Below are 24,720 nucleotides of genomic sequence, written 5' to 3' on the forward strand. Positions count from 1 at the left end.
AACGCCAGAAGGGCCGAGGGCATCGCAGCGTGAACCGGACCCCGCGCCCGGCCCGCCACCGTGCGGCCGCTGCCCCAACGCCCACGGCGGCGGCGGTGGCGCCCGCTGTGCGGCAAGACGGCCCCCGAATTCCCGCGCTGGCCGAACCGCCCCCACTCGGCCGGAATGTGGCACAGACCTACATCCGTCTGACCGAGGCCGGGGCACACACGGTGCAGGAGTTGTGCGAGGCGGTGGGCTACACCCCGCGGACCATCAACCGCCACCTGGAGGACCTGACACGCCACGGCCTGGCCGTCTGTTCGACGGACGGCCGCTGGACGGCGATCAGGACCCCGGGGCGAGCGCCGGCGGTCCGATGATTACCTGATCTCCCAAATCAGAGGGAGACTGCACCATGGATGAATCGCTGTTCATCGGTCGTCCCGCAACAGGGAAGACCCGTCTGCCGGCCGATGCCGACATCGCCGCGTTCGTGTCGCAACTTCGGCGCGCTGAGCTGGAGATCGCCACGCGCGAAGGCGGTGCCCGTCCGATCGCTGACTACCCGCTCTACGTGCTCTCCGTCGATGCGGAGCGGCTTCGGGCCCGCCATCCCGACAGCGGAGAACTTCATCAACTCCTGGACACCGTGGCGAGCCGTGGGCCCGCAGTCGATGTCGTGATGAAGAGGTAGAGGCCGGCTTTCGGGCCGGGCCAGGCATGTTCAGGAGTCGCGGTCCTGGGTGTCGGCGACATCCTGGTCGGCTTCGCGGAGCCACTCGCGCTTCTCGCGAGCCCGTTCGGTGCCGTGGTCGAGTTCCTTGGGGTTGTGCCCGGGACAGCAGTAGTCCCGGCGCTTCCCCCGTCGCGTCATCATGATCGCCATGGCGCTTCCTGTTCCTGTTGGTCGAGCACCGTGGTGACTGGCCACCACGATGCGGAACGGATTCAACCTTAACTAGATTCATGGAATTAAGCAATCAGTTTTGTGGAGTGGAGACGCTCCACCGGGGGAAACGCGGTACGGACAGGCGCACGGGATGCCGTACAGTCGAGTTCACCGACGCGGGGTGGAGCAGCTCGGTAGCTCGCTGGGCTCATAACCCAGAGGTCGCAGGTTCAAATCCTGTCCCCGCTACTGAACCAGTGGCCCCGGCGCTCAACGCACCGGGGCCACTGGCATTCGTCACCCCGGCTGAACAGCATCCCGGTAGGCACAGGCACAGGCACAGGCACAGGCCCGGGCGACGGATCGGGCATCGGTCCCCCGATTTCCCCGCGTTCCCGTACGCGCTGACGTCCCGCCGGGGACCACCACGTGCCGTACCCAGGGGGTGCTAGCCTCCGCCGAATGAGCAGCTCTGACTCCGGCTTGGTGCCGGTGCACATCGGCCAGCCGGCGCCCGGATCCGAGCAAGAACAGGAGCTGCTGCTCCGCCAGCAGTGGCCCGACTACCGCGGCCATGTCAATCCGCCCACGCCGCCGCGCGTCCCAGGCGACGTGCCCTGGGAGCAGCATGGGCTGCTACCGCGGTGGCTGGGCATGGAGAGCAGCGACTGCGCCGTGGCCGTGGAGCCCGGGTTGTTCTTCGGGAAGGGCGATGAGGAATTTCAGCGCTTCCTCGCAGGTGCCCGGCGCCGAGACGAAGTCGCCCTCATCGTCGCGTTCGTCGGCAATACCGACGACGATCGTGCCCGAAACCCACTGTCGTCGGTGGATGCCTCCGTACGCCTCGGTGACCGGTACACCAGTGCCGGGGCCCGGCGACTGCCGACAGGGACGTGGCCACAGATCGCACCGGGAGTGGAGGGCGCCGACCGCGACCTGGCACTCCGGCTGCTAACCCGGCCCAAGACCGCTCCGTGGTGGAGCCTGAACCTGCGCGGCAGCCAGACAGTCCATGGCGGCGGTGGCAGGCCCCAGGACCATCCGGCCGCCGGCGAACTGCACCCCATCCTCATCGACGCGCTCGGCGATCCGGTGGTCGCGGCCTGGACTTCGCCGTCAGGCGACCAGCGGTGGTACCTGGTCCCGGACGCCACCCGCTGGGAGAGCACGCTGGGCTGGCTGGTACACCGAGCTCTCCCCGAGTATGTGCCGTCCGCGCTGCGCCGCGCACGGTCTCCGCTCTTCGTCGACCCCGATCTCCAGACCTCCGACGAGCAGAACACCCGGCAGGCCCTCCAAGACCTGGAGGCCCACTACGCGGAGGAGAAGCAGCGTCTCGAGCAGGCCCTGCAGGAAGCCAAGGAGAACGCCGAGCCGGTGCGCTACGGCCTGCTCTACGGCAGCGGATCCGAGCTGGTCGCCGCCGTCGCACAGGTACTGGCCGCGGCCGGAATGAGCGCCGTCGACCTGGACGAGGACCTCGGCGGCACGAAGTCCGCCGACCTCCTCGTCAGCGCCGACGGAGCCCCAGATCGTCTGGTCGAGGTCAAAGGAGCCTCCGGCCCCGCGCAGGAACACCTCGTCGGACATCTCCAGCGACATCTGGAGACCTGGCCCCAACTGCGGCCGAACCAGCCGGTCTCCGACGGCGTGCTCATCGTCAACCATCAGCACAAACTGCACCCGGCGGAGCGGTCGGCGGACGTCTACTCACGACCGGAGTTCGTCGCCTCCCTGACCTCCCTGCCCGTGACGGTCATCAGCACCATGCAGTTGTTCAACTGGTGGCGCGCCGCTGACTGGACAGCGATCCACACGGCGGTGCTCGGCGGCAGCGCCACCTCCTCCACGGGCCCGGCTCCGTCACCGGAACCTCCCACTGCGCCATCGACGGATCGATCGAGCAGCGGGTGGCGGTGGCCAGGCCGGCGCGCTGGTCACAGCCGGCCGTGAGCGACCGGCCCGCCGCCCTCCACACCGAAGCGTCGCCGTGCGCAGAGCCTGGCGAGATCCACCCGGCGGCGCTTCTTTGATCGGTCCCGCCAGACCGAGAACACCGTCCGGTCTGGCGGGGACTCGACCCGAGCCGGCTTTCCGGTCTCTCTGTCAGTGCGGACTGACACACTGATGCGGCGCGGTCCCATGTGGCCGCCACGAAGCTTCGAGGGGGAGCATCATGGATCGCAACGTACCGCCGGATGGGCAGCGTGCGGGGACAACCGCAGATACCGCTGGATGGGGAAGCGCACTCTTCGTACCAGGTCGTTCAGCCGTCGCTCCCGGCATCGCCAAGGGCGGCGGGATGAAGTGGACCACGACCGCGGAACGGCTGGCGCTCATGCCGCAATTCCTGGAGCCTCTCGGCCTACGCGTCGTCGACGACATCAGCGACAACCCGGCCGACGAGGACTGAGGCAACAAGCCCTCGACGAGTGGGCAGGTTCACATCCTGCTCGTGGTCCGACGAGCAGCCGCCCGTCAGCCGAGAACCGACCGCGGCACGCTCGCCGGTGTCCGTGCTGGCTTCGGTGACAGCTCCTCACCTTGGCTCCTGGCCTGTTCAGGCTTCGGCTGTCAGCCGTGCTCGCTACGCTTCCTGGTTGGTGTGAGGCGGCTTCGGTTCGGCTCGCCCGGTCGGGAAGGGAAAGTAGGCATGGCGAAGGGGGCCTCCCCGATTTCGGCGGGCGGTGCTGGCACGGTCTTCGAGTACCGCGTGGCGGCGTTGGACGTGGTGGCACTGCTGTGCTGCCTTCCTGTTCCCGGGCTGGACGTCATTCCGGATGAGGTTGGCCTGCAGAAGGCGTCTACCGCGCCGCTCGACGATGTCGTGGTGAGCCATGAGCGGGGCCCCTACCAGCTCCTTGTGGAGCGGCAGGTCAAGCGGACGCTGGAGATCGTCCCGTCAGCGAAGGCGTGGAAGAGCCTGATCGAGCAGTGCCTGAAGAGCCTGGAGCGCTTCGGCGACGATGTGGACGCGGGGCGCCGCCGTTTCGGCGTGACCGCCATCGGCCCGTCCGAGGACATGGAGAACTTGCGCGAGCTCGCGGCCACGGCCGCGGCACAAGCCTCGCTTGAGAGCTTCATCGAGGGGGCACTGCCGCCACTGGGCGAGCAGTACCACCGCGTGTGGGCGCACCTGAAGACCACGGTCGCCAACGCCACGACGACGCCCGGCGTCCCGCTCCCGGCACCGGAGTCGGTAGAGCTCACCGCATTTCGCGTCGTGCGCCGCCTCGTCGTGCAGATCGAGGCAGAAGGCCCCGGCGACCGGTACGCGTTCCTCTGCTCGGCGCTGGAGGAGCGGCTCATCCCTGACGGCGCCGCCTACGACGCCGCCGAGGTGTTCCGCATCGTTGAGGACCTGGTGGCCGAATGGGGCCCACGCGGCGGGTCGATCACCCGGGAGATGCTCCGCAACCGGCTGTCGGCGAAGGGTCTGGTCCTCCGGGGTGACCCGCCGGCCCGCGCAGCAGTGAAGGCATCCGAGGAGTGGACAGACAACTTCTTGAGCCGGCCGCAGGTCAAGGACCAGCTCGGCGGAATACTCCGTCTCGACCGCGCCACCTTGGGGGCCGAACTCGCCGACACCATCGACGCACACAAGATGGTGCTCGTGACGGGCCCCGCGGGCACCGGGAAGAGCGCGCTCACCCGCGCCGTCGCCGGAGAGCTTCGGCAGCAGGGCCACGTGACGGTGCTCGGCCTGTCGCTCACCGAGCACGCCTGGCGGACCGTCGCCGACATCGACGGTGACCTCGGAGGCCCGGGCCGCCTCGCCACTGCTCTGCGCGGAGCGCCGACCGGCCGCCGCCTCCTGGTCGTCGACGGCGCCGAACAAGCCCTGTCCGACGACGGTAACCTCCTCACCGACCTCCTCTCGCTCCTTCCCCGGGACGAAGAAGGCGAGGCCCTGTGGCACGTGGTCGCGGTAGCCCGTGAGCAGGCCGCCGACGCAGTGAGCGGACACCTGGCCAGCCGGGTCGGTCAAGTCGAAACGATGACGGTCGGCGACCTCACGCCCGCGGAGAAACAGGAAGTCCTGACCGCCTTCCCGGGGCTGTCGCCGCTGGCGCGCTCCCCGCGGGCCGCCCGGCTGTTGAGCACCCTCTACACGGTGGAACTGCTGGTGAGGCTGCTCGACGTGGCAGCCGACCCAGACCGCCTCGTCGGCGAGGAGGACGTCGCCGAACTCGTCTACGAACACCTGGTACGCCGCGGGCAGAGCGTGCGCCCCGACCTCGGCCAGCCCGACGACCGCAGTGACGTCTACCTAGACCTTGCCGAGGAAGTTCTCGCCGGCGAGCGATTCGCCCGGCTGCGGTCCGGCACCGGGCTGGCCAAGCAGGGTCTGGTGAGCGACGGCATCCTCATGCGCGAGCGCTCGGCCTTCGGCTTCGCTCACGACGTGATGCAGGACTACGCCGTCGCCACCCTGCTGTGCGAGCCGTCAGCACCGGACCCGACCCTGGCGCGGTCTCCCCGGCGCCTGCTGCGAGCCGTTCGGATCGCGGCCCAACTACGCCTGGCACGCGCCGGGCATGCGGAGACCGTGGCCGCCTGGAACTGGATCACCGACATCACGCGGCGGCTGCCGGAAGGAAGCGCCGACACCCGCTGGCAGGACGTTCCCTTCGAGGCGCTGTTCGAGCTCGGCCGACCGGAACCGGTCCTGTCAGCGCTGGCCGAGGTGCTGCTCGCCGACGGGGGCCGGGCTCTGGCGGATGCTGCTCTCCGTCGCCTTCACACCGTCGTATCCGCGCTGCCGGTCCTCAGATTCCTTACCGTCCACGCGGCCCACCTTGACGAGGCCGCGGCCAGCGACGCCCTGTGTCTGCTGGGCCGCTGGCTGCCGGCGCCCCTTCGGCTGGACGAGGACCTGGCAGCCAGCGTGCCTCCCGCGGTGGCCGCTTGGTTCCACAGCGGATCCAGCCAGGCCGAGCCGGCCGTGATCGCTCTTGCCCGCACTGCCCGCTACCTCGGTGAGGCCGGACGGCAGACCTTCGAGGAGATCTGCGCGACCGAGCCCCTGGTGGTGCAGCAGGTCCTGGAAGATCAGGTCCTCGCGGACAATGTGGCCCGCCACGCTCCTGACCTCCTGGCGCTCGCGGCACGCGCCTTCTACCTGGGACAGGCGACGGTCCCGCGCTCGGTCTCCTTCCGCGAGGGTGTCCGGGATCTCGGGTGGCCGGGTTGCTACCGGCCGTCGGCCATCGACCAGTTGCCGACGCCCGCGCCGCCGCCGTGGGTGCCGAACAACGCCCCGGACCCGTCCCTTCTCGGCCCGTTCGAGGCTCTCCTTGCGCACGCGCCCGCACTCGGTCTGGCCGTTGCCGGGCAGATTGTGGATGCCGCCACCGACGCGGTCACGCGTATCGAGACCGAGCGCGGAGAACGCGATTTCTCGCTCGTGTGGCCACTAACCCAGGGGGAGAAGGTGTTCACGGGCACGGCCCGGTCGTGGCGCTGGCCGTGGGCCGGATCACTTGGGCCGGGACCGGCTCTCGCCGCGGCCGCCAGGCTGCGCCGCTGGGCCCACGACCAAGCGGCAGCCGGGGCCGACCTGGGCGAGCTGGTGGAGCAACTGCTCGGCTGCGGACGCAGCATCGCCCTGGCGGCCATCGCCATCGGCGTGCTCGCCCAGAACGCCCACCGCGTCGACAACGAGCTCGATGCCGTCCTCGGGCAAGTGGACCTGTGGGCGCTGCCGTACTCCGACGCCATACAGCTGGACCACTACGCGCTGCCGCTGATCGTGTGGCGCGCCTCCGGCAAGCGGCAGGACGCCTACCGGGAGACGGCCCAGAAGTTGATGGCGGAGCACGCACACCAGCGGGCTACCCGTGGAACGGATGCAACGGCCCCGGACGACGTCATCACGGAGGCGGCGCTACTGCTCGACAGTTCGAACTACCGGATCGTGGACCTGCCCGATGGAAGCGGCCGCATGCTGATGAACGAAGCGCTCCTCCGCCGACACCAAGCCAGGCAACAGGACAGTCTTCTGAAGGAGTCCAGCGAGCGGTTCGCGCTGCTGAACGATGCCGGGCACGCCCGCGACGGTTCCGAGGAAGCCGACGCTGCAGCACTGTTCGACCGGTGGGTCGCGCTCGATCGTGCCTACCAGCAGGCGTCGGCCGACAGACCCACCGAGCTGGACCAGATCGGTCCCATGGTCGCGGCCGTGGTGGTGAAGTCGGCCGCCACGAAAGCGGGCGCGGTGGAGCCACGGCAGGTGCAATGGGCGGCCCCAGTGCTGCTCGCCGCGGCCGCTGCCACGCCACACGCGAGCACCGCCGACTGGGACGTGGAGGTCCGGGAAGTCGACTTCCGGGCCGCGGACCGCTCGGCTGCGACGGGCCTGCCCTTTCTCCTGTCCACTCCGGTGCTCCTTGAGCAGGCCGGCATCAGCGAGAAAGCCGTACGGGCCGACATGCTGCAACTTGCCGGCAGCGCCTTCATAGAGGTCCGGTCGCTGCTCTGCGAGGCGATCACCCTGCTGTGGGACGAACAGGCGTGCTCTGGCCCCCGCCAACCCCTGCACACCGCAGCCATCGAAGCGCTCTTCGAGATGGCGGCCACCGCCGGCCTGACCCTCCAGGAAGACGAGGAGAATCCTCGTACCCCCTTTCGGCTCCCCGATCCGGTTGAGGCCGCGCTCACCGAGGGCACGGCGTACTTGGATCTCCAACTCGTCGGCTACACCGCACCCGCGGCGTACCTCGCCGCCGTATCCGACTGCCCGCACAGTCGTGACGCACGGCGGCTCGCCGAGGCGCTGGCCGAGCACGACCGGCTCACGTGGACCAGCCAGTCGATGGCCATGGCAGCCGCTGCGACAACGTGGCGCCGCACGCACGATGCCGTAACCGCGCAGTTCGCTCTCGACGGAAACCGGGCCCGCCTCGACTCCTACCTGACCGCCTTCGACACGGACCCGCGAGCACTGGCAGGACTCCTTCACGCTCTCGAAGAGCATGCCACCAGCCAGACACGCGTCCAGGAGCTTCTCGGGCTATGGCCGGAGCTGCTCAACCGGTACGCGCCGCGAGCCGGCAAGGACCTCGGGCGAGCACTCCTTCCCCGGCCGGCACGTCGCACACCCTGGTCCCCCGAGCATGCACGCGGTCTCCAGAAGGCGTGGGCCCCCCACTACGCGGGGCGGCCGGACCTGGCCGACCATCTTCTGGAGATGCTCGATGCGCATGGTCTGTTCGGCGGCCGGGAGGTGAGCATGGTGCTCGACGTCCTGGGCGACCACTCGGGCGCCGTGGCCGTATCCTCGCGCCGGGCTGCGAGGTTCCTTGCCCGGGCTCTGTCCGGCGAAGTGCCGCCTATGGAGGTTGACGAGCGTGCCCGACGTCTCCTCGACGCTCTCGCCACCCAGGGGCATGAAGAGGCGCTGCTGGTTCAGCACCGACTGGAGGAGTCCTCCGGTCTGAGCTGAGCGGGAGAAGTCGGCACTGCACGGCCACCCGCTCACTGCCCCGAGGAGATGCAATCCACCGAACGTGCTCGACCGGCAGGCCTACCTACGCCGCCCCGCAGAACGTGGGCCGTGGCGGGTGGATCAGCTCGTCCAGGTCTTGAGCTGAGCAGCAACCTCCCGAACCGGGAGCCCGTCCCGTGCCGCGCGGGCCAGAGGGAACACGGTGTCCAGGCCAGGGCTCACCCGCAGGCCGCACGCCGACAGGTAGGCCGCGGTCACCGCCGCCGCGAACAGCAGGTTCCTCACCTCCAGGCTCGGGTTCCTCGCCAGTTCACACAGCAGCGCCGCCGCCTTGTGATGGGGCTCGGAGTAGACCTCTTGGCCCTGGATCTCCGCACGGTGACGCGCTTCCGCGGCGATCGGCACCCCGTAGTCGACGACCTCGGGGTCCCCGGGGATCTGCTGGGCGACGGCCAAGATCCAAGGGAGATCGATCCGAAGGTTCACGCGGCGTCCCTCGGCGCGGTCTCCGCCAGCCCCTCCGGGAGACCGGGGTACCGGTCCTCACCGAGCTCCGCCTCGAACTGGTCCTTGTACGCGCCCAGGAAGTTTCTGGCGCCGGTCATGAACAGGGCGCGCGACTCGTTGACGTCCTGCTCAATCAGGTCGGCTACGTATCCCTGCAGGGTCAGACCGCGGCGCTTGGCCCGATCCTCGGCGGCCGCCTTGACGTCCTCGTCCAGCCGGATGTTCGTCTGCTTTGCCATACCCACCACCATAGCTATCCACCGATACCAGCCGCTAGCAGATGGAGAGGCCCGCCACGAGCATCGTCCTGCCGGGCCGGGCCCACCTGGCGGCTCACACGTGCCGCCCGCATGCGCGCGTGGCGGACAGCAGTGCCGCGACGGCCAGGCTGCTCGCGATCCAGGTACCGACTCCGGCCGCGACGATGCCCACGACCGGACCTGGGGACCCGGCCGCGAGGAGCGCGCAGCCCACGGCCCCGCTGAGCAGACCGGCGGTGGAGGCGAGCTCCGCCTCCTGACCACGCCGGTGGAGCACCTGCTCGACCAAGGCCCGCACGGCGGCCGCCGCCATCACGAGCACCGGCCCAGTCACCATGCCCACGAGAACCGCCGCCCACCACGGCATCGCGCTCCAGCCCAGCAACACGACCATCGCCACCGAAGCGATCAACAACGCCGCGAACACCCCGACGACACCCTGCTCGCTCTCCCCGCCGCGGGCGCCTTCGTGCCGGGCCTCCAGCCGGGACCCCACCGCCACGCAGCCGCCGGCCAGCAACCCCATCAGGACGCTCGCTGCGTCCGGGAAGGAGGTGAACGCCATCAGCTGCCCGCAGACCAGGACTCCCGTCAGCGCCCCGGCCCGCCAGGCCGCCGAGCGCGACGCACGCCCGGTCGGGCGTACGGAGCCGACAGTGGTCGGCGCGACGACCGGCGCCGAAGCGAGAGCCGTCCTGGCCGCCGTGCCGGACGCCGCCGCGGCCGCGACGACCGAGTCGGCCACCCGCATGGTCGTCGCCGGTAGTGCCCGGAGCCGCTGGGCGACGTCCGCGGCCGTCGCGGGCCGGCCCTGCGGATCCTTACTCAGCAGCTCCGCCACCAAGCGCTCGAGCTCGGCGGGCACCTCGGGCCGGTGGGAGCGGACTGGTACGGGGGCTTGGTTCTGATGCTGTGCCAGCACCGGCCACCCGCCGCCGGGGAATGGCGGCGCGCCGGTCAGCAGCTCGTACAGGAGGCACCCCAGCGAGTACAGGTCGCTGCCGGAGCCGATCTCCGCGTCGCCACGCGCCTGCTCCGGAGACATGTACGACGGGGTGCCGATCACCACCCCGGTCCCGGTGAGGGCATGGCCGACCGCGTCGGCACGCCGCGCGATCCCGAAGTCGCAGACCTTCACCCGCCCGTCGGCAGCGAGCAGCACGTTCCCGGGCTTGATGTCCCGGTGCACCACGCCGGCCGCGTGGGCGGCCTGCAGCCCGTGACAGATCTGCTCCCCCCAGGCCACGGCATCGGCGACCGCCGGCAGGCCGTCGGCCAGGACCTGACCGAGCGACTGCCCCTCGACCAGTTCCATCACGAGGTAGACGACCCTGCACCCGGCGACCACCGCCTCGCCGAGGTCGTGGACGGCGACGACGTGCGGATCACACAGGGAGGCCGCGGCCCGACCCTCGCTGTCCAGCCGCAGCACCAGGTCCTCGTCCTCGGAGCAGATGAGGATCTTCACCGCCACCTGGCGGCCGAGCCGCTCGTCGACCGCCCGCCAGACCTCGCCCATCCCGCCGGCGCCCAGGAGGCCGACCAGCCGGTACCGGTCCGCGAGAGTGATTCCGCGCATGGATGACGCCCTCCTTCCGGCCGGCCCCACGGGTCGGTCCGTACTGCGCCGGGCCCGTATGCCCGCCGTCGGAGCGCAGCCTACGTAAACGGTTCCGGCACACCGCTCACAGCGGCTCCGACCTCCCCTCTCGGCTGCCGCGCCGCCCCGTCACGTCGACGGCACACCCTCCGCGATCCCGCCCCAGGGCCCGGCTCAAGTACCAGGGGGCCGCGAGGTGCAGTGGACGCTCTTTCGTCAACGGGCCCAGGGCCACCACCGGCGACGCGAGGGCGTTGGATCAGCGAGGCCGGGGGGAGGTTCGTACGGCTCTGCGATGCGGTCGGGCCCCACGCCGATCTTGTGTGGGTGCACACATGCCGGTTCCCCGGCGGGGGTGTACCGGTGTCCGTCGGCCGGGTTGAAAGGTGCTTCACGGGACGGCCGGTCGAAGACGACGAAGTCCCCGCGCGGATACCGGAGGGCTGGGCAGATCCCGCACAGACCATGGTCGGAGTCGGGATCGGTATGGGGAGGGCGGCCATCCATGCCAGCACACGCTATCGGCAGGACCTGACGTCAGCCGCCGTTGCGGAAAGCCGCGTACTGCCGCGCGGCGTCGCGCAGCGATTCCGACCAGGACCCGGGGTTCTCGTCGGCGATCTCCGCCCACAGCCGGGAGTTGGCCTCCGCGAAAGCGTTCAGCGCGTCAGAGGGAGCGGCGCGCCACGCCGGCATGCGGGACGCCCACCGCTCGGCTTCGGCGGGACTCTGCTTGCCGGTGGCGATCAGCCAGATGCACCCGAGGGCCGGGTCGAGCCAGGGGGCGGCCGTGGTCGACCAGGCCCAGTCGACCAGCACGGCCCGCTGCCCCGTGATGATCACGTTCTCAGGGTTGAAGTCCGTGTGGGCGAGGCAGCGGCCGGCCAGGGCGGCGCGGTGCACTGGTTCGGGGATGTACGCCGCCCAGCGGTTCTCGGCGCGCTTCAGCTCGACTGCGGGGGCGGGGATCTCGGCGAGAGCGGTGAGGGAGTCGGCGAGCAGTAGGAGGTCGGGGGAGCTCGCCGAGTAGTCCGCGTGACGGCCCTCCTGGACGAACTCGAAGCCGAGGAGATCCCAGCCGTCGGCTTCCAGGCGCCAGAGAAGAGGCGGGGCGAGATGCCCGGTGTACGGGGCGACGGCGGCCTCGCGGCGCTGGGTCCAAGCCCGGGGGTGGCCGCTACGCAGGCCCTTCACAAAGATCGTTCCGCTGACGGTGTCCAGCCGGACGGCGATCTCGCTGTTGTAGCCGCCCGAGACGGTCTCGGCCCGCTGGATAGGCCCGGTCCTCGCCTCGATCTTGGCCTGGACAGCCCGAGGAAGATCAGTCCAGTGGAGACGGGGAGTGACCATGGGGCTCAGCATCGCAGACCCGGGGGGCCGTGCGGGGCCGAGCTGAACGAAGGCGCGCGCCGGACGGCGGCGCGGCTATGGCATCAGGCGTACGCGGATGCGGGGGTCGAGGAGATCTTCAGGAAGCCAGGTCTGGCCGGCCTGGAGTTGGATGGACGCCCCGCCGCGGATGAACGTCCTGGTGAGCTGCCGCCCAGCCGGGCTGCTGAGCACGGGGAGCACGGCGATATCGAGGCGATTCGGGGGATTCGGCCAGAGGCGGGCAACGAGCCCCGCGCGCTCGAAGGGGTGGTCGATGTCCATCCTGGGGTGGCTGAGAAGTTGGAACTGGGCAACGCGCCCGTCCGGAAGCCCGAATCCCAGGTGGGTCGCCTGGCCGGGCCCGCCGCCTCCGTCCGGATGATGGATGCGGGGCAGGAGCAGCTGCTCGTCGGGGACGGGTTCCCCCTCCGGAGCCTCTGGGTCGAAGATGCTCAGCCACAGCGAGAGATCACCGGGCAGCTCGCCGGTGCTGCGTAGATCCGCAAGCCACTCCCCGGGGAATTCCCACGGCTGCTGGTCGTGCTGCGGAGGTTCGGAATACACGGCCTCGGGATGCGCGGACAGCAGCAGCGTCTTGACCGCCCAGCGGGCGAACGAGTTCACGGCAGGCCCGGAGATCGGGCGCAGCTCGTCGAGCAGGGTGCGCACCGCTGCTTTCGCGGGCTGCTCGAAGGTGGTGTTGAGCCAGTCGTTGCACTTCAGGCCACCGGCGGACTCCTCCTGCCCGCATGCGGGAAGCATGAGCCGAGTGAGCTGGGGGCGCTCCACCACTCCGCTGGCGTACGGGACCACTTCACCGTTCACCTGGACCGTGAAGGGACCTTGGCCGCTGAACCGCTTGAGGAACCAGGACGGCAGGACGTGCTCGCGCGGCGTCCGTACCGGGGCTCCGCAGAACACGCAGTGGAGGGCAGTCATGGAACGCGAGCGTACGCCGGGAGACGGGCCAGGACAGGAGTGATACCGACCCCGGGTCCGCGATCCGCTACACAGCGCGGTGGGCAGGCGGGTCTCAGCGCGGGGGTGCGGCCCCCGTCGCGGCCTCGGGTGGCCAGGACCGCACCCCTGACCATCGAACGTACCTCCGTCGAGGGTGCTCGTGTACGGCGATGGGTCAGCCGGCCATGCCGAGCAGGTTCTCTGGGCTGCAGAACGGGCAAGGCGCGATGCCCGCGGCGAGCAGACGGCGAGCCTCTTCACGGCCGACCGGCTTGCCATCGCCCATCGAGCAGTCCCCGGCATGGACGGACAGCGCCTTCGCGCCGGAGCCCGTCCGGATCGACTCGAGCTTCCAGTCCGGCGGCGGAGGCGGGGGCCGACGGGCCTGGGCAACGGCGAGCTCCGCCTCCAGCGCCCGGACCTTCTCCTCGGCCTGGCGCTGCTGCCAGGACAGCCAGGCCAAAACGGCCCGCCAGCTCTCCAGACGCGCCTCCAGCTCACTCACGACGCCTGCGCCCCGGGCCTGGTCACGAGGTACTCCCAACGCTTCGGCCCAGAGCAGTTCCGGCATGCTCCGGCCTGGCCTCGGCCGCTCGATACAGCTCCACCCGGCCCGCTGTGCCGCAGCCGTGCTCCGCCCAGTAGGGGTGAGAGCTGATCCGGCAGAAGGTTCGGATCAGCTCGCGCCGCAGTTCCGCCGTGCCAAGAGCGGGCTGGGTGACGAGCCGGTTGTAGATGCGGATCTGCCGGCGCTTGAGGGCGACCAGATCGGGAGGGAAGGGGAGGTGCTGCATCCATCCATTCAACCAGCGATCGAACGAGTGTGCGAATCGCGGGTTCGATCAGTGGGTGGATTCCTGCCAGGGAAAGCTGATCAATCCCACCGGAAACTGATCACGGTGTGCTCACGCACCGGAAGCCCGCTGCCGGACCGCTTCGTACGCCTCGCGGGCGTCCTCGGCGTCCAGATAGCCGGAGATGCCCCCGACCTCAGAACCGGTACGGGTAATTGCGCGGTACCAGGCGTCTTCAGGGCCGACGAACAGGGGACTCCGTCCGGGAAACTGGTCGGCGGTCACGTCAACGATCACGCCTTCGCATTCCGCCCATGCGTGGGTCTGGAGAGGTCCGCTCTCTGTTCCCCGCCGCGGGCAGTCACCCGATACCCGGTGCCATGCACCGCCGATACCCGCATCGCGCATGTACTGGCACACGAAGTCGGCAGCCACACAGCAGTAACCGCCAGGAAAGGTCTCGGTGGCGAAGAACGCCAGCTCACCGGCCTCATGCGCGGCCTTCATCGCGCGCCGCAGACGGGCCGCGATCGCCTGCACCTCTCCCAAATCCATAGTGCCGATCCTTTCAGGGCACGCTATGGAACGGCAGTCCCCGCGAGCCCGGGAACGGCCGGCAGCGCTGCCGGAGCCCGAGCTGGACCTCCTGGCACCGAACGGGCTGTGCGGTGATCCTGGAAAGGGACGCCATGGCGTCCCTTTCGGAGGTGGGAGGCGGTCATGCCCGACCGGCGGTCGCGCGGGTACCAGCCGCGCTGGAAGCCCCAGGCGCCCACACTGGAGCTGCTCGCGGCGGTGGACCGGGTTCTGGACCGGTACAGGGCCCAGTTGCCGCTCACGATCAGGCAGATCTGGTATTCGCTGATCTCCGATGGGGTGCTGGCCAAGGAGGGCCGCACCTACAAGCGGCTGATCGAGGTGATGGGGATGGCCCGCCGCTCGGGCCGGATCCCCTGGGAAGCACTCCGAGACGACACCGAGATCCGAGCGGAACCCGCCTTCTACGCCGGCCCCGACGATTTCCGCGCCGCCTTGCGCCAAGCCGCGGTCGACTACCGGCTGGACCGGCAGACAGGGCAGCCGATCCGATTGGAGCTGTGGTCGGAGACAGCGGGCATGGTGAACCAACTTCGCCGGTTGGCCGGCCCGTACGGGGTGCCGGTGTACTCGGGCAGCGGGTTCAGCGGCCTCCCGGCGAAACGGGCGGCGGCGCTGCGCGCGGCCGCGGACCGCAGGCCCGTGAAGGTGTTCGTCATATCGGACTGGGACCCCAGCGGGGTGCATCTGTTCTCCGCGCTCGCCGAGGACGTCAGCGCGTTCGCCGCCGTGGACGCCCCCGGGACGGAGGTCGCCTTCGAGCGCCTGGCGGTCACCGAGCGCCAGATCGAGGAACACCGGCTGCCGACCGCCCCGACCAAGGCCGGCGACAACCGATCGTTCACCGGAACCTCCACCACCCAGGCCGAGGCCCTGCCGCCCGACGTCCTCGCCGCCGTCGTACGGGAAGCGATCACCTCCCACCACGACCCGCACATTCTCGCGAGGCTCCTGGAACGCGAGGAGCGCGAGCGCCACGACCTCCTCACCGGCCTCGGACTCCAGACCGACCCCGGGCCCGACTGACACGAGTGGACCGGGATCGAGGCGCTCGCGAACTTGCCCCGCTGAGCGGCCCCGGGATCGGACAGACCGGGATACCAACAGGTCCGCGCCACCCAGGAGCCGTTCGCGGACTGGGCGCTGCGTAGGGTTGTCACATGATGTTGCCGCTTGAAGAGGACTCCAGGCCGCCCTATCTCCAGGCGGCCGACGTTCTGCGCACCGGGATCGTGGTCGGGGAGTACGCCCCGGGCAGCCGGCTGCCGTCGGCCCGGTGGCTTCAGGAGCGCTTCGGGGTCTCCAGCTCCACTGTGCAGAACGCGCTTCGGGTGCTGAAACAAGAAGGCTTGGTCTATTCCGTCCTGGGGCGCGGCAGCTACGTGAGGAGCACGGCCCCCAACCCGTCAACGGCAGGCTGCGCGGGGCATCCCGGCAGCGTGTCCGAGGAGACGGAAGCAGAGCACGATCCCCGGCCCCCGTACGTCAGGACAGCGGACATCCTCCGGCAGGCGATCCTGTCCGATGAGTTCGGACCGGAAGGACGACTCCCGTCCGCCCGCGAGCTCCAGGACCGATACAAGATCGCCAACTCGACCGCACAGAACGCCGTGCGCGTGCTCAAGAGGGAGGGCCTCGTCTTCGCGGTCAAGGGCAAAGGCGTGTTCGTCCGCCGTACCGTGCGGGAAGAGCACTCCAGCGGGACGAGGCAACTCCCAACGCGACAGGGCACCGCCCCCGCCCCCGGGCGCACCGGCGGACCGGGCGACCACGATGCTGCCGCCAAGCTCGCTGCCGCCGAGCAGCGCCTCGCCCGCGCCGCCGACGCCTACCGGGCTGCTGCCGCCGAATTGGAGATCATTTCCCGTGAGGCGCGCAGCCGCGGACTGCTCCCGCCGGCGACCGAACGCGTGGCCGCGACGGCGTCGTCCAGCATGGCCTGAAGGACGTCGGCGGCACGGCGCGCGGTGAGAGCGCTGCCCCGGTCCAGCCCGGATCCGGTGCCTTCGCCCAGCCTGCGCTCCATGCCGGACACCATGGCAAGCCGCACCGACAACCGGGTCGTATCCGCCTGGAACCGGCTGGCGTCAGCCCGATGCGGGGCCCACCCCTTTGGCAGATGGCCGGCGACGCGGCATGGTGGCGACGAAGACCCCCAGCGCCGCGAGCGCGACTACGGTCGCCATCGCTGCGGACGCGGTGCTGTTCGGGCGGACGATCCAGGCCGCGATCAGCGCGACGGCGGCGCTGGGCAGCCCCCAGATGAGAGCCCAGCGCCGCCAGCGCGCAGACTGCGTGGGGCTACTGGGGCGGGAGGCGGTCTCGGATGGTTCGGGCACGGCGTCTCCTTTGGACGGGCAGCACCGAACATACGCGCCCGCGCGGCATGCTGCGGAACCACTCGAAAGGGTGGCGGCGACAGCCCGAGGGTAGGCAGCCACGTGGCCGGCGCCGTACGTTCACGCTTCGGCGCACCGCCTACGCTGGTGCTGCGACGGGGAGTTGGGGAGAGGGAGGGGGCGTCGTGGGGGAATCGGACGTCGACTGGGGGCAGGCGGCCTGCCGGACCGGGGATCCTGACGAGCTGTTCGCGGAGGGCGCCGCCCAGAACCGGGCCAAGGCAGTCTGTACGGGCTGCGCCATCCATACCGAGTGTCTGGCACACGCCCTCGATACAAAGATCGAGTTTGGCGTCTGGGGCGGCATGACAGAGCGCGAGCGGCGGGCTCTGCTCAAGCGCAGGCCGACCGTGGCCTCGTGGCGGAGGCTTCTGGAAGCCGCCCGCTCGGCCCATCAAGACCAGACGACCGCGACCGGTTCCGAGCAGGGGACGCCCCACTCGCTGGCCGGCTGACGGCCCATCGCCGCGCAGCTCACGCCGCGGCTTCGCCAGCTACCCGTAGTCGAACTGCTGGGCTCCGCAGGCCAGGGCGCGGCCGCCGGACGACCGGAGAACTCAAGCGTTCCGCTAGCCGGGGCACCATTCCGCATCTACTACCGGGGTAGAGGATCCGGGGCCAAGGAGACCTTCATCCACGGCACCGCGACGCCGCGGAAGCTGTGCCGACCGGGTTCACGTCGGACTGGTCGGTGAGACTGAAGCCCGTCACCATGATCATCGGCGAGTCCTCGGCGACGGAGCATACGGGTGTTCCGCAGCGCGGGCAGAACCCCCGCCGCAACGTCGGCCACGTCGCGTACCAAGCGGGCTCGCCGCCGGGGCCGCTCCAGGTGAACTTCTCCAGCTCGAACCCGACCCACAGCATCGCCGGGGACCCGCTCATGAGCGTGCAATGCTCGCAGGAACACAGGTGGGGGTCGTCCGGTACCCCACTCGCCTCGTAGCGGATGTTGCCGCACTGGCACCCACCCGTTCGTACAGCAGTAGTAGGTCCGGTCACTCGAACATCCCCCGTGGCAGAAGGGCAGTTGGGAACGCCGGTGTGTCACCGTGCCTCGCTCCCCGGGCTGGTGTTCGGCACCCAGACCCTACGACGGGGCGCAACTTCACCCTCCACGGTGAAGCCGCGAAGCCCCGATGACCACTGCGCCAGTCGCGCGCCGTACGGGGACGATCCGGTGGCGACAGCCCGACGAGACCTTGAAGGCGCCCTGGGCACCTCGGGTGCGGTGACGGAGCAATGCCAGGCCGAGCGCGGCCATCCCCCGATGGGACGAGATGGGATCATGATGTCCAGGACCCGCCCAGGGGGGACGGGCGCACCGGGAGGGCAACATGATCGACCTTGAAGAGCGCGTGAACCGCGTGTTCAATCCGGACCTGCGCCCCCTGGTCCGGGAGGCATACCGTTGCTACGCCTCCGGATCCGCCCGCGGCGCGATCGTCTTGACCTGGACGGCCATCTGCGCCGACCTCATCGCCAAGGCCCAGATCCTTCACGAAGAGGGCGAGAGCCACGCCCAGGCCCTGGTTGCCGACGTGGAGCGAGCCCAGGGCAGCGTGGAGTCCGAAGCGATTCCGATCATGCTTGCCCTGGAGAGGAGCGTGCTCGAGACCGCGGAGAAGCTCGAACTGATCGACTTCACCCAGCGCAAGCAACTGGAGCGCATCCGCGACGACCGCCACCTGTGCGCGCACCCGTCCATCCGGCCGCTCGGCGAGCTCTACGAGCCGACGATGGAGTACGCCCGCGCGCACCTCGCGGCCGCGCTGGAAGCGGTGCTCATCCACCCCCCGAGCCAAGGCCGCAAGATCGTCGGCAGCTTCCTCAAGCACGTCGTGGACCCCGGTTTCGACTACGACACCGAGTACCTCACCTACACCTTCTTCGACCGGGTCCGCCCCAGTGCCAGGTCCAAGGTCGTCGAGGCCGCCGCCAAGTTCGCCGTCCTCGCGATCGACGATCCCGCGATCGAGATCGAGCCGGAGCAGTTCGCCGACCGCACGGCCAAGTGCCTGCGCAGCTTCGCCGAACGCGACACCGAGGTGGTCAAGAAGGCGGTGGCCAAGCAGATGGCCCGCCTTGAGACGGCCGAACCCGCCGTACAGCTGCAGGCCCTCGGCCGGCTCGGCGACCTCCCCGCCTTCTGGGCATCCCTGGCCTCCCCCGTGCGCAACCTCCTGAACACGAAGATCGAGAACATCGGGAACCGGGCGCCGTACAGCGAGATCACGACCGCGGAGGCCAAGGCCCTCGCCCTGGTCGCCCACCCCGAGCTCCGTTCAACGCTGCCCGCGCTCACCGAGGCGTTCCCCAAACTCTGGGTCATCCCCCGTGCCCAGATCATCGAGCAGAGCCCCGACCCGTACTTCACGTCCTTCCTCCCGGCGCTCCTCAAGGACGTGGGCTCCTACGACCGCGGACAGCAAGTCGCAGAGAAGGCCGTCCTCCCCTGCGCCGGCTTCCTGTCCAGGCCCGATCTGGAGCAGGTCCTGACGGAGTGGAACGACAACGACCAGTGCTGGGGCCGCGCCATGCCGGGCTACCTCGTCGAGCTCTACACCCTCACAGGCCACCTCGGAGACGGGCGCAGGAGTCTCTGGACGCCCATTCTGGACGACGTCAAGGGAGACGAGCGGCTCTTCAACCTCATCGCCTCCGGCATCGGCTCGACCGAGACCACCGGCTGACGGCGGACCAGGGGCGCTCGCCGCGCCCCTCGGAACCTCTACCGGTTCCGCGCGGAGTGCCACGGCCCTCGAGTACCCCGCCTGGTTCACGCTCAGGCCGCAAGTCGATCTCCGGGCGATGGTGCCGTCAACCCGTGCGGACGCCTGTGTCACGCGACTTCTTCGGTGTGGTTACGTCCGACGTCAACGAGCGACGCGGTGAGGGCGGTGAGAAGTCGTGTGGTTGCTGCCTGGTCGTGGCTCAGGTCGACCGCCTGCCGTGGCAGGCGGTTCAGGTGCTGAAGGACCTCGGTGCGGGCGCTGGGTGTCCCGGCGTTGCCTCCGTCGGTGAAGCCGAAGAAGTCGGGGTAGCGCTCTTCGTCCGAGGTCACGAAGACGGTGGCGGTGACCTCGGAACTGCGGTCGTCGTTCACGCGGGCCGGGGCCCTGGAGGAAGAGGCGACGCGCGGAAGGAGAACACCGGCCGCGATGCCGGTGGTGGCCAGGGACAGGCCGAACCAGCGGGTGAGCTGCTCGGGCCAGATGTGTGCCTTCAGTTCCCGGCCGGACGCGGACATCAGCGCACCGGTACGCCCGGTGGTGAGGGCGTCGGTGACGCGCTGGTCCTGGGTGGGATGGGGCGGTTCGCCGGTCTGGAGGTGGGAGCGGGCGGAGTCGGTGAAGGTGAGCGCGTGGAGGAGTCCGAGGCCGACGGCGGCCGCGGCGGGCCACGGCAGGAGGTCGAGCGTGCCGTTGGTGTTGGGACGGGCGAAGCAGCAGTCGTTCGCCAGTAACGCGGCGCCGGTGGCCGCCAGGGTGAGAGCGGCCGTGGTCTTGCCCGCTCCGGAGTCGCCCAGGGTGAGCAGGGTGCGCCCGCCGGGGAACACGACGGCGGAGGCGTGGAGCAGTACCCACCCGTCGGCAATGAGCCGGGCACGCACCATCTCGCGGGCGAAGCGGGTGGCGGCGGTCGCCAGCCGCGTCGGCTGGCCCCGAAGGGCTGTCGCCTGGAGGGCTCGTGGGCTGCTGATCTGCAGGTGCTGCTCGGCGGGGGCGTACTGGTAGGCGAGGGCCGGCTCGGACAGGGTGTTCGCGCTTACGGTCCCGTCTGGGTGGCGGGTGTAGCCGATGGGCTCGCGGGCGAAGACGGCGTGCTGCGTATGAGAGATGGCCACGGGGGCGCGGTGGTCACCGTCCATGACGGTGACCACCGGCCCGGGCACGGCGGTGCTGCCTGCCGTCGGCGAGGCCTTCCAGTACCGGCCGAAGTACCTGGTAGCCCAGTCGGTGACACCGGGGGTGTTGGAGCGGATGGTGACGACTCGCTGGCCGGCGGTCAGGGAGAGGGCGTGCATCACGGCGGGGCCTTCCGGTCGGCCCGGCAGGTGGCCGGGGCGGGTCAGGTGCGGCTACGCGCTGGTCTGGGAGGCATCCGGGGCTGTGGGAGCGAGCGGTGCCCGCTCGCGCAGGACGTCGGCGAGCCGAGCGATACGGCGCAGCGGCTCGAGGTCGGGCACGGGCGGGGCGGCGTGGGTGAACAGGACCGCGGCGGCGTGGCGTACGGAGGTCTCCAGCGGGGAATCCGCCAGGACTTCATCGTGTACGACGGCGCCGTCGCGTACTGCGGTGAGCCGGTGGTGGTTGCGCTCGAGTTGCCAGCCGCCGGGTGCGGTGACGGGTTCAAGGTGCAGGGTGAAGCGGGTCCGTCCGGCTTGGACGGTGACGTGCCGGTAGCGGTCATCAGCCGCGCGAAGTCCCTGGCGCCACGGGGGCCGGGGTGCGGGTGCGGTGTCGTCGGCCTGCCCCGGGCCGAGGATCGAGGAGGTCAGCTCCAGTCGCAGTGCGCCCAGGGCGCCGGGGCGGGGGAGGTCGGCGCGTTCGGTAAGAGCGGAGACAAACAGGGCCGGGTCGTATTCCGGCTCGGTCGTGGTGGTGGCCGGGTCGGAAGCCAGGTAGTGCTCCCACGCCGGGGCGGGCAGGATGCCGCGGGTGACAGCGAGCATGTGCAGCCATTCGTAGCCCAGCACGCCGTAGTCGCGGTCGATGAAGCGCCCTGAAGCACTGTCGGGGCGCCGGTCCTTGGTGAAGAGCACCGCGACCTTGTCGATGGGGGCTCCGGGCTCCAGCGCGGCGATGAGGCTGGTGAACGCCGGCAGCGTGGTGGAGTGCCGGTACTGGTCGTTGACGACGATCCGCGCGGCGGGATGGTCGGCGAGCAGGACGTTGAAGGCGTCGATCTCGTGCCCGCGGCAGGCCGGCTTCTCCATCAGGACACGGGCGGCCGGGTTGTGCCGGAGGATCGCGCGGAGCACGGCCAGGTGCTCGGAGGTGGGACAGCAGACCGACCACAGGTCGATGCCTGCGGCCACCGACGGGGGCAGTTCGCTGACCTGATGGGGGAAGGTCCGCAAAGACGCGGGCAGGTCCTGGTGCTTGGGGTCGATGACGGCCGGGGTGGCGCCCAGGGCGGTGAGGATCTCGGTGTGCAGGCGCCCGGCGACGCCGTAGCCCACGATCGCGGCCCGCTCCAGACGGCCACGGGCAGCGGGGCGCGGCGCGGGAGAGACGGCTCGCTGACTGGTGCCAGCGCCCGGTGCGGCGTACAGGTCGTAGTACGCCTCCCACAGGCCGACGTCCGTGATGGCGGTGTCGGCCGGGGCGGTGTGTAGTCCGGTGGGGATGCGTCCGGGGTCGGCGCACAGGGCGGTGGCGGCGATGAGGGTGGCGGCGCGGTAGGCGTCGTATCCCTGGCTAGGGATGGAGTCGGCTTCGAAGAGGTTCATCGAGCGGCCGTTGCCCAGCAGGGTGACCGCCCTCTCGCCGGGCAGGTCGAAGCGCACGCCCACGCCGGGGATCTCGACGGCGCCTGCGCGGTGTGCGGCGTTCTCGGTCAGGGCGCTGAAGTCGCGGGTGGCGAAGGGGGCGAGGAGTACGCCGTCGGGAAGGACGCTCAGGTCGGTGTCGGTCAGCGCGATCTCGCCGGTGGTGCCGATGATGAGGAAGGGTCTGGTGGCGGCGAGGGCCTGGTTGGCGGTGCGGTAGGTGGTGAAGCCGTGCTCGGCGGCGTCGATGAGCGCCGGGAGGTCGGTGTCGACGATGTCGACGCGGCAGCCCAGATCGCGTAACTGGGCGGCGAGGCGGGAGCCGAGGGTGCCGTAGCCCAGCAGCAGGACCTGACGTCCGATGATCTTGCGGTCCGGGAGCAGGGCGCGCAGCCGTCGCAGGCAGGAGTCGGCGATCTCCCGGTAACCCAGGCGGGACTTGACCTGCGAGCGGGCCATGTTCAGCACGGGGATCGCCAGCTGGCCGGCGGCGGCGATGCGCTTGATGCCGCTGACTGTCAGCTCCAGCGCGGCGTCCACCGTGCGGGGCGCGCCGACGGCGCCGTAGCCGCGGGCCAGCAGGCCGCCGTCGTCGACGACCAGTACCCGCCGGCCGGCCGCGTGCGCGGCGTCCAGGAACGCGTCGATGTCCGCGCCGACGCGGGCGAGTTCGTCCCGGTGCGCGTCCGGGTCGTTGACGGCCGTGTTGTCCAGGACGTCACTGCGGTACCCGCGCGCGGTGAACGTGGCGTGGACCCGGTTGCGGTTCCACGTCTTGTCGCCCTTGTCCAGGGCGAAGATCCATTGAGAGGGGATCCCGGCCCGCTCCATCGCCAGGACGAACCCGGTGCTGTGCTCCAGGTAGTGGTCGCGGAAGAGCAGTGCCCAGTTGTCGAACGCCGGCTGCGCGGTGCTGTAGCGCTCCAGCAGCGGCATGGCCGCCCGGATGCCGTCCAGTTCGCTGCTGGTGTAGGGCAGGGCGCGTGCGGACAGAGCGTCGTGGAGCTCGGCAGCGAGCTGGCTCCCGCCGGGGCCGGGCCGGGGGTCGATCAGGATGTCCACGGCGGCCGGCGGCGGCGTCTGGAAGCCCAGTGTGCGCGGCGCCTGCGGTGGCAGGCTCTTCCACCGCACCGTGACCAGTACGTGTGCGGTCACCGGGTCGGTGAGCCGGAGCGTTCCGGCTTCCTCGAGCTCGCACCGCAGCTGGTGGCGCTCAGCGAGCGCGGTGGCGGCCGCCGTGATCGTCTCGCCGCTGATCGGTCCGCGAAGGACCACCCACTGGTCGGCGGATATGGCCGTCGTGGACATCGCTACTCCTTCATTCGTGGCCCGCCTGAAGGGCGGGAGCCGTCAGCGGCGGTGCGCTGCCCGGGCCAGGGCGCTCTCGACATCACCGAGGCCCGCCAGGAGTCGTTGAGCCGCGGCGTGCCGCAGGAGCCAGAACTGGTCCAGGTCCTCCTGGAGCAGGCCGGGCCTCAGGTAGTGCTGCTTGACGCCGTACAGGCTGGTCATCAGCTGCAGCAGCGCCACCCGGGCGCACGCGGTGACGTCGGCCGCCGGCACGTGCGGGTTGGTTTCCAGGTAGGCGCCGACCAGGTTCACGCCCGCCGCGATCCAGTCCTCGTCGAGGACGACGGTGCGCGGGTCGAACACGATCCGGCCCAGCTCGTAGGCGACCAGGAACGGGTCGGGGGGCAGGAAGTCCAGCACGGCGGTCAGTTCGTCGCCCTGGAACAGCAGGTTGACCGCCGAGTAGTCGCCGTGCAAAACCTGCGTCGTCAGCGGCGGAAGGCCGTCCAGGAGCTCGGGGATACGGTGCAGCACCGCGCGCCGCTCGGCCAGCGTCCGCAGCGCCTGCTCGTCGAACGCATCACGCTGCGCCCGCTCCCCGGCGATGCCCAGCAGCTTGACCGTGGTGGCTTCGAGCTTGTCGACGTCCGGGCGCAGCCACTTCTCCAGCTTCGCCGACGGGCCGGATCCGGCCGGGTGGTCGGCGAACGCGGTGTGGATACGCCCCAGGGTGGTTCCAGCGGCGCGCTGCTGGTCGGGGTTGAGACCGTCTTCGACGACCGCGCCGGGCACCCATTCCCACACCGAGACGGCGATGCCGTCCTGCCGTACGACGGTGTCTCCGTTGGCCGAAGGGTGCACCGAGGCGACCGGCACCTGGTGAATGCCGGCAAGCTGCGTCTGGTCGACCGCGGCCTGTTCGGCGCCCAGGTCCGATTCGCTGCCCTGGTAGTGCTTCACGAACAGCACCTGGTCACCCACACGAGCGCGGTAGTTGATGGTCACCTGGCCGACCGGCAGCCGCTCCAGCACGGCGCCGGGCAGGCCGTAGGCGCTGGCGAGCACCGCGGTGAGATCAGGCTGCGCTTCCGGGTCCAAGACAACCCCTCCTTGTAACGTGTAGTGATCGG

Annotated in this window: 21 protein-coding genes and 1 tRNA gene; 9 read left to right on the forward strand and 13 right to left on the reverse strand. The window is 70.4% G+C overall.

The window, feature by feature from the left end:
• Positions 1 to 167 precede the first annotated feature (167 nt).
• Both ACTVZO_RS41145 and ACTVZO_RS41150 read left to right on the forward strand, forming a co-directional pair.
• Positions 168 to 362, forward strand: a complete 195-nt coding sequence (locus ACTVZO_RS41145) for a helix-turn-helix domain-containing protein (protein ID WP_443303698.1) — start codon at positions 168 to 170, stop codon at positions 360 to 362.
• 35 nt (positions 363 to 397) lie between these two features.
• On the forward strand, positions 398 to 676 hold the full coding sequence (locus ACTVZO_RS41150; RefSeq protein WP_443303699.1) for a hypothetical protein: 279 nt from the start codon (positions 398 to 400) through the stop codon (positions 674 to 676).
• A 30-nt stretch (positions 677 to 706) separates the two neighbouring features.
• Here ACTVZO_RS41150 and ACTVZO_RS41155 read toward each other — a convergent pair whose 3' ends face one another.
• Positions 707 to 868, reverse strand: a complete 162-nt coding sequence (locus ACTVZO_RS41155; RefSeq protein ID WP_443303700.1) for a hypothetical protein — start codon at positions 866 to 868, stop codon at positions 707 to 709.
• A 178-nt stretch (positions 869 to 1,046) separates the two neighbouring features.
• Here ACTVZO_RS41155 and ACTVZO_RS41160 point away from each other — a divergent pair.
• The 3 genes from ACTVZO_RS41160 (at position 1,047) to ACTVZO_RS41170 (ending at position 8,315) form a co-directional block, all read left to right on the forward strand.
• Positions 1,047 to 1,120, forward strand: a tRNA-Met gene (locus tag ACTVZO_RS41160).
• A gap of 213 nt (positions 1,121 to 1,333) precedes the next feature.
• Complete coding sequence (locus ACTVZO_RS41165) at positions 1,334 to 2,824, forward strand: hypothetical protein (RefSeq protein ID WP_443303701.1); 1,491 nt, start codon at positions 1,334 to 1,336, stop codon at positions 2,822 to 2,824.
• A gap of 502 nt (positions 2,825 to 3,326) precedes the next feature.
• A complete protein-coding gene (locus tag ACTVZO_RS41170) occupies positions 3,327 to 8,315 on the forward strand; it encodes a hypothetical protein (protein ID WP_443303702.1) in 4,989 nt (1,662 codons plus the stop codon).
• A 123-nt stretch (positions 8,316 to 8,438) separates the two neighbouring features.
• On the opposite strand, the gene ACTVZO_RS41175 is transcribed toward ACTVZO_RS41170, so the two are convergent.
• The 8 genes from ACTVZO_RS41175 to ACTVZO_RS41210 form a co-directional block, all read right to left on the reverse strand.
• A complete protein-coding gene (locus tag ACTVZO_RS41175) occupies positions 8,439 to 8,774 on the reverse strand; it encodes a hypothetical protein (RefSeq protein WP_443303703.1) in 336 nt (111 codons plus the stop codon).
• A gap of 26 nt (positions 8,775 to 8,800) precedes the next feature.
• Positions 8,801 to 9,064: a hypothetical protein gene (locus ACTVZO_RS41180; protein ID WP_443303704.1), complete on the reverse strand. Its 264-nt coding sequence runs from the start codon at positions 9,062 to 9,064 to the stop codon at positions 8,801 to 8,803.
• A 94-nt stretch (positions 9,065 to 9,158) separates the two neighbouring features.
• The gene (locus ACTVZO_RS41185; RefSeq protein ID WP_443303705.1) at positions 9,159 to 10,664 is read right to left on the reverse strand and encodes a protein kinase domain-containing protein; all 1,506 of its coding nucleotides are present in this window, start codon (positions 10,662 to 10,664) and stop codon (positions 9,159 to 9,161) included.
• Between the two features lie 558 nt (positions 10,665 to 11,222).
• Entirely contained in the window at positions 11,223 to 12,035 is an 813-nt protein-coding gene (locus ACTVZO_RS41190; protein ID WP_443303706.1) for a phosphotransferase, read from the reverse strand.
• Between the two features lie 75 nt (positions 12,036 to 12,110).
• The gene (locus ACTVZO_RS41195) at positions 12,111 to 12,995 is read right to left on the reverse strand and encodes a hypothetical protein (RefSeq protein ID WP_443303707.1); all 885 of its coding nucleotides are present in this window, start codon (positions 12,993 to 12,995) and stop codon (positions 12,111 to 12,113) included.
• A gap of 196 nt (positions 12,996 to 13,191) precedes the next feature.
• Positions 13,192 to 13,521 carry a DUF6233 domain-containing protein gene (locus tag ACTVZO_RS41200; RefSeq protein ID WP_443303709.1) on the reverse strand — a complete coding sequence of 110 codons (330 nt, stop codon included), beginning with the start codon at positions 13,519 to 13,521 and terminating at the stop codon, positions 13,192 to 13,194.
• A 22-nt stretch (positions 13,522 to 13,543) separates the two neighbouring features.
• A complete protein-coding gene (locus ACTVZO_RS41205; RefSeq protein WP_443303711.1) occupies positions 13,544 to 13,810 on the reverse strand; it encodes a hypothetical protein in 267 nt (88 codons plus the stop codon).
• 111 nt (positions 13,811 to 13,921) lie between these two features.
• Entirely contained in the window at positions 13,922 to 14,365 is a 444-nt protein-coding gene (locus tag ACTVZO_RS41210; protein ID WP_443303712.1) for a hypothetical protein, read from the reverse strand.
• 165 nt (positions 14,366 to 14,530) lie between these two features.
• On the opposite strand from ACTVZO_RS41210, the gene ACTVZO_RS41215 reads away from it, so the two are divergent.
• The 3 genes from ACTVZO_RS41215 to ACTVZO_RS41225 all read left to right on the forward strand — a co-directional run bounded on the left by ACTVZO_RS41215 (position 14,531) and on the right by ACTVZO_RS41225 (position 17,261).
• Positions 14,531 to 15,433 (forward strand): hypothetical protein, encoded by a 903-nt coding sequence (locus ACTVZO_RS41215; protein ID WP_443303713.1) that lies wholly within the window; start codon positions 14,531 to 14,533, stop codon positions 15,431 to 15,433.
• Between the two features lie 134 nt (positions 15,434 to 15,567).
• Positions 15,568 to 16,350, forward strand: a complete 783-nt coding sequence (locus ACTVZO_RS41220) for a GntR family transcriptional regulator (protein ID WP_443303714.1) — start codon at positions 15,568 to 15,570, stop codon at positions 16,348 to 16,350.
• Between the two features lie 581 nt (positions 16,351 to 16,931).
• On the forward strand, positions 16,932 to 17,261 hold the full coding sequence (locus ACTVZO_RS41225; RefSeq protein WP_443303715.1) for a WhiB family transcriptional regulator: 330 nt from the start codon (positions 16,932 to 16,934) through the stop codon (positions 17,259 to 17,261).
• Positions 17,262 to 17,436: 175 nt separating this feature from the next.
• On the opposite strand, the gene ACTVZO_RS41230 is transcribed toward ACTVZO_RS41225, so the two are convergent.
• Entirely contained in the window at positions 17,437 to 17,808 is a 372-nt protein-coding gene (locus tag ACTVZO_RS41230) for a GFA family protein (RefSeq protein ID WP_443303716.1), read from the reverse strand.
• A gap of 335 nt (positions 17,809 to 18,143) precedes the next feature.
• On the opposite strand from ACTVZO_RS41230, the gene ACTVZO_RS41235 reads away from it, so the two are divergent.
• A complete protein-coding gene (locus tag ACTVZO_RS41235) occupies positions 18,144 to 19,499 on the forward strand; it encodes a hypothetical protein (protein WP_443303717.1) in 1,356 nt (451 codons plus the stop codon).
• A gap of 149 nt (positions 19,500 to 19,648) precedes the next feature.
• On the opposite strand, the gene ACTVZO_RS41240 is transcribed toward ACTVZO_RS41235, so the two are convergent.
• The 3 genes from ACTVZO_RS41240 to ACTVZO_RS41250 are packed head-to-tail and all read right to left on the reverse strand — an operon-like array spanning position 19,649 to position 24,688.
• On the reverse strand, positions 19,649 to 20,833 hold the full coding sequence (locus ACTVZO_RS41240) for a hypothetical protein (protein WP_443303718.1): 1,185 nt from the start codon (positions 20,831 to 20,833) through the stop codon (positions 19,649 to 19,651).
• A 54-nt stretch (positions 20,834 to 20,887) separates the two neighbouring features.
• Positions 20,888 to 23,608 carry a Gfo/Idh/MocA family oxidoreductase gene (locus tag ACTVZO_RS41245; RefSeq protein ID WP_443303719.1) on the reverse strand — a complete coding sequence of 907 codons (2,721 nt, stop codon included), beginning with the start codon at positions 23,606 to 23,608 and terminating at the stop codon, positions 20,888 to 20,890.
• 42 nt (positions 23,609 to 23,650) lie between these two features.
• A complete protein-coding gene (locus tag ACTVZO_RS41250; protein ID WP_443303720.1) occupies positions 23,651 to 24,688 on the reverse strand; it encodes a phosphotransferase enzyme family protein in 1,038 nt (345 codons plus the stop codon).
• Between the last annotated feature and the right edge of the window lie 32 nt (positions 24,689 to 24,720).

Source organism: Streptomyces sp. IBSNAI002 (assembly GCF_052244475.1).
In the GTDB taxonomy this organism is placed as follows: Bacteria; Actinomycetota; Actinomycetes; order Streptomycetales; family Streptomycetaceae; genus Streptomyces.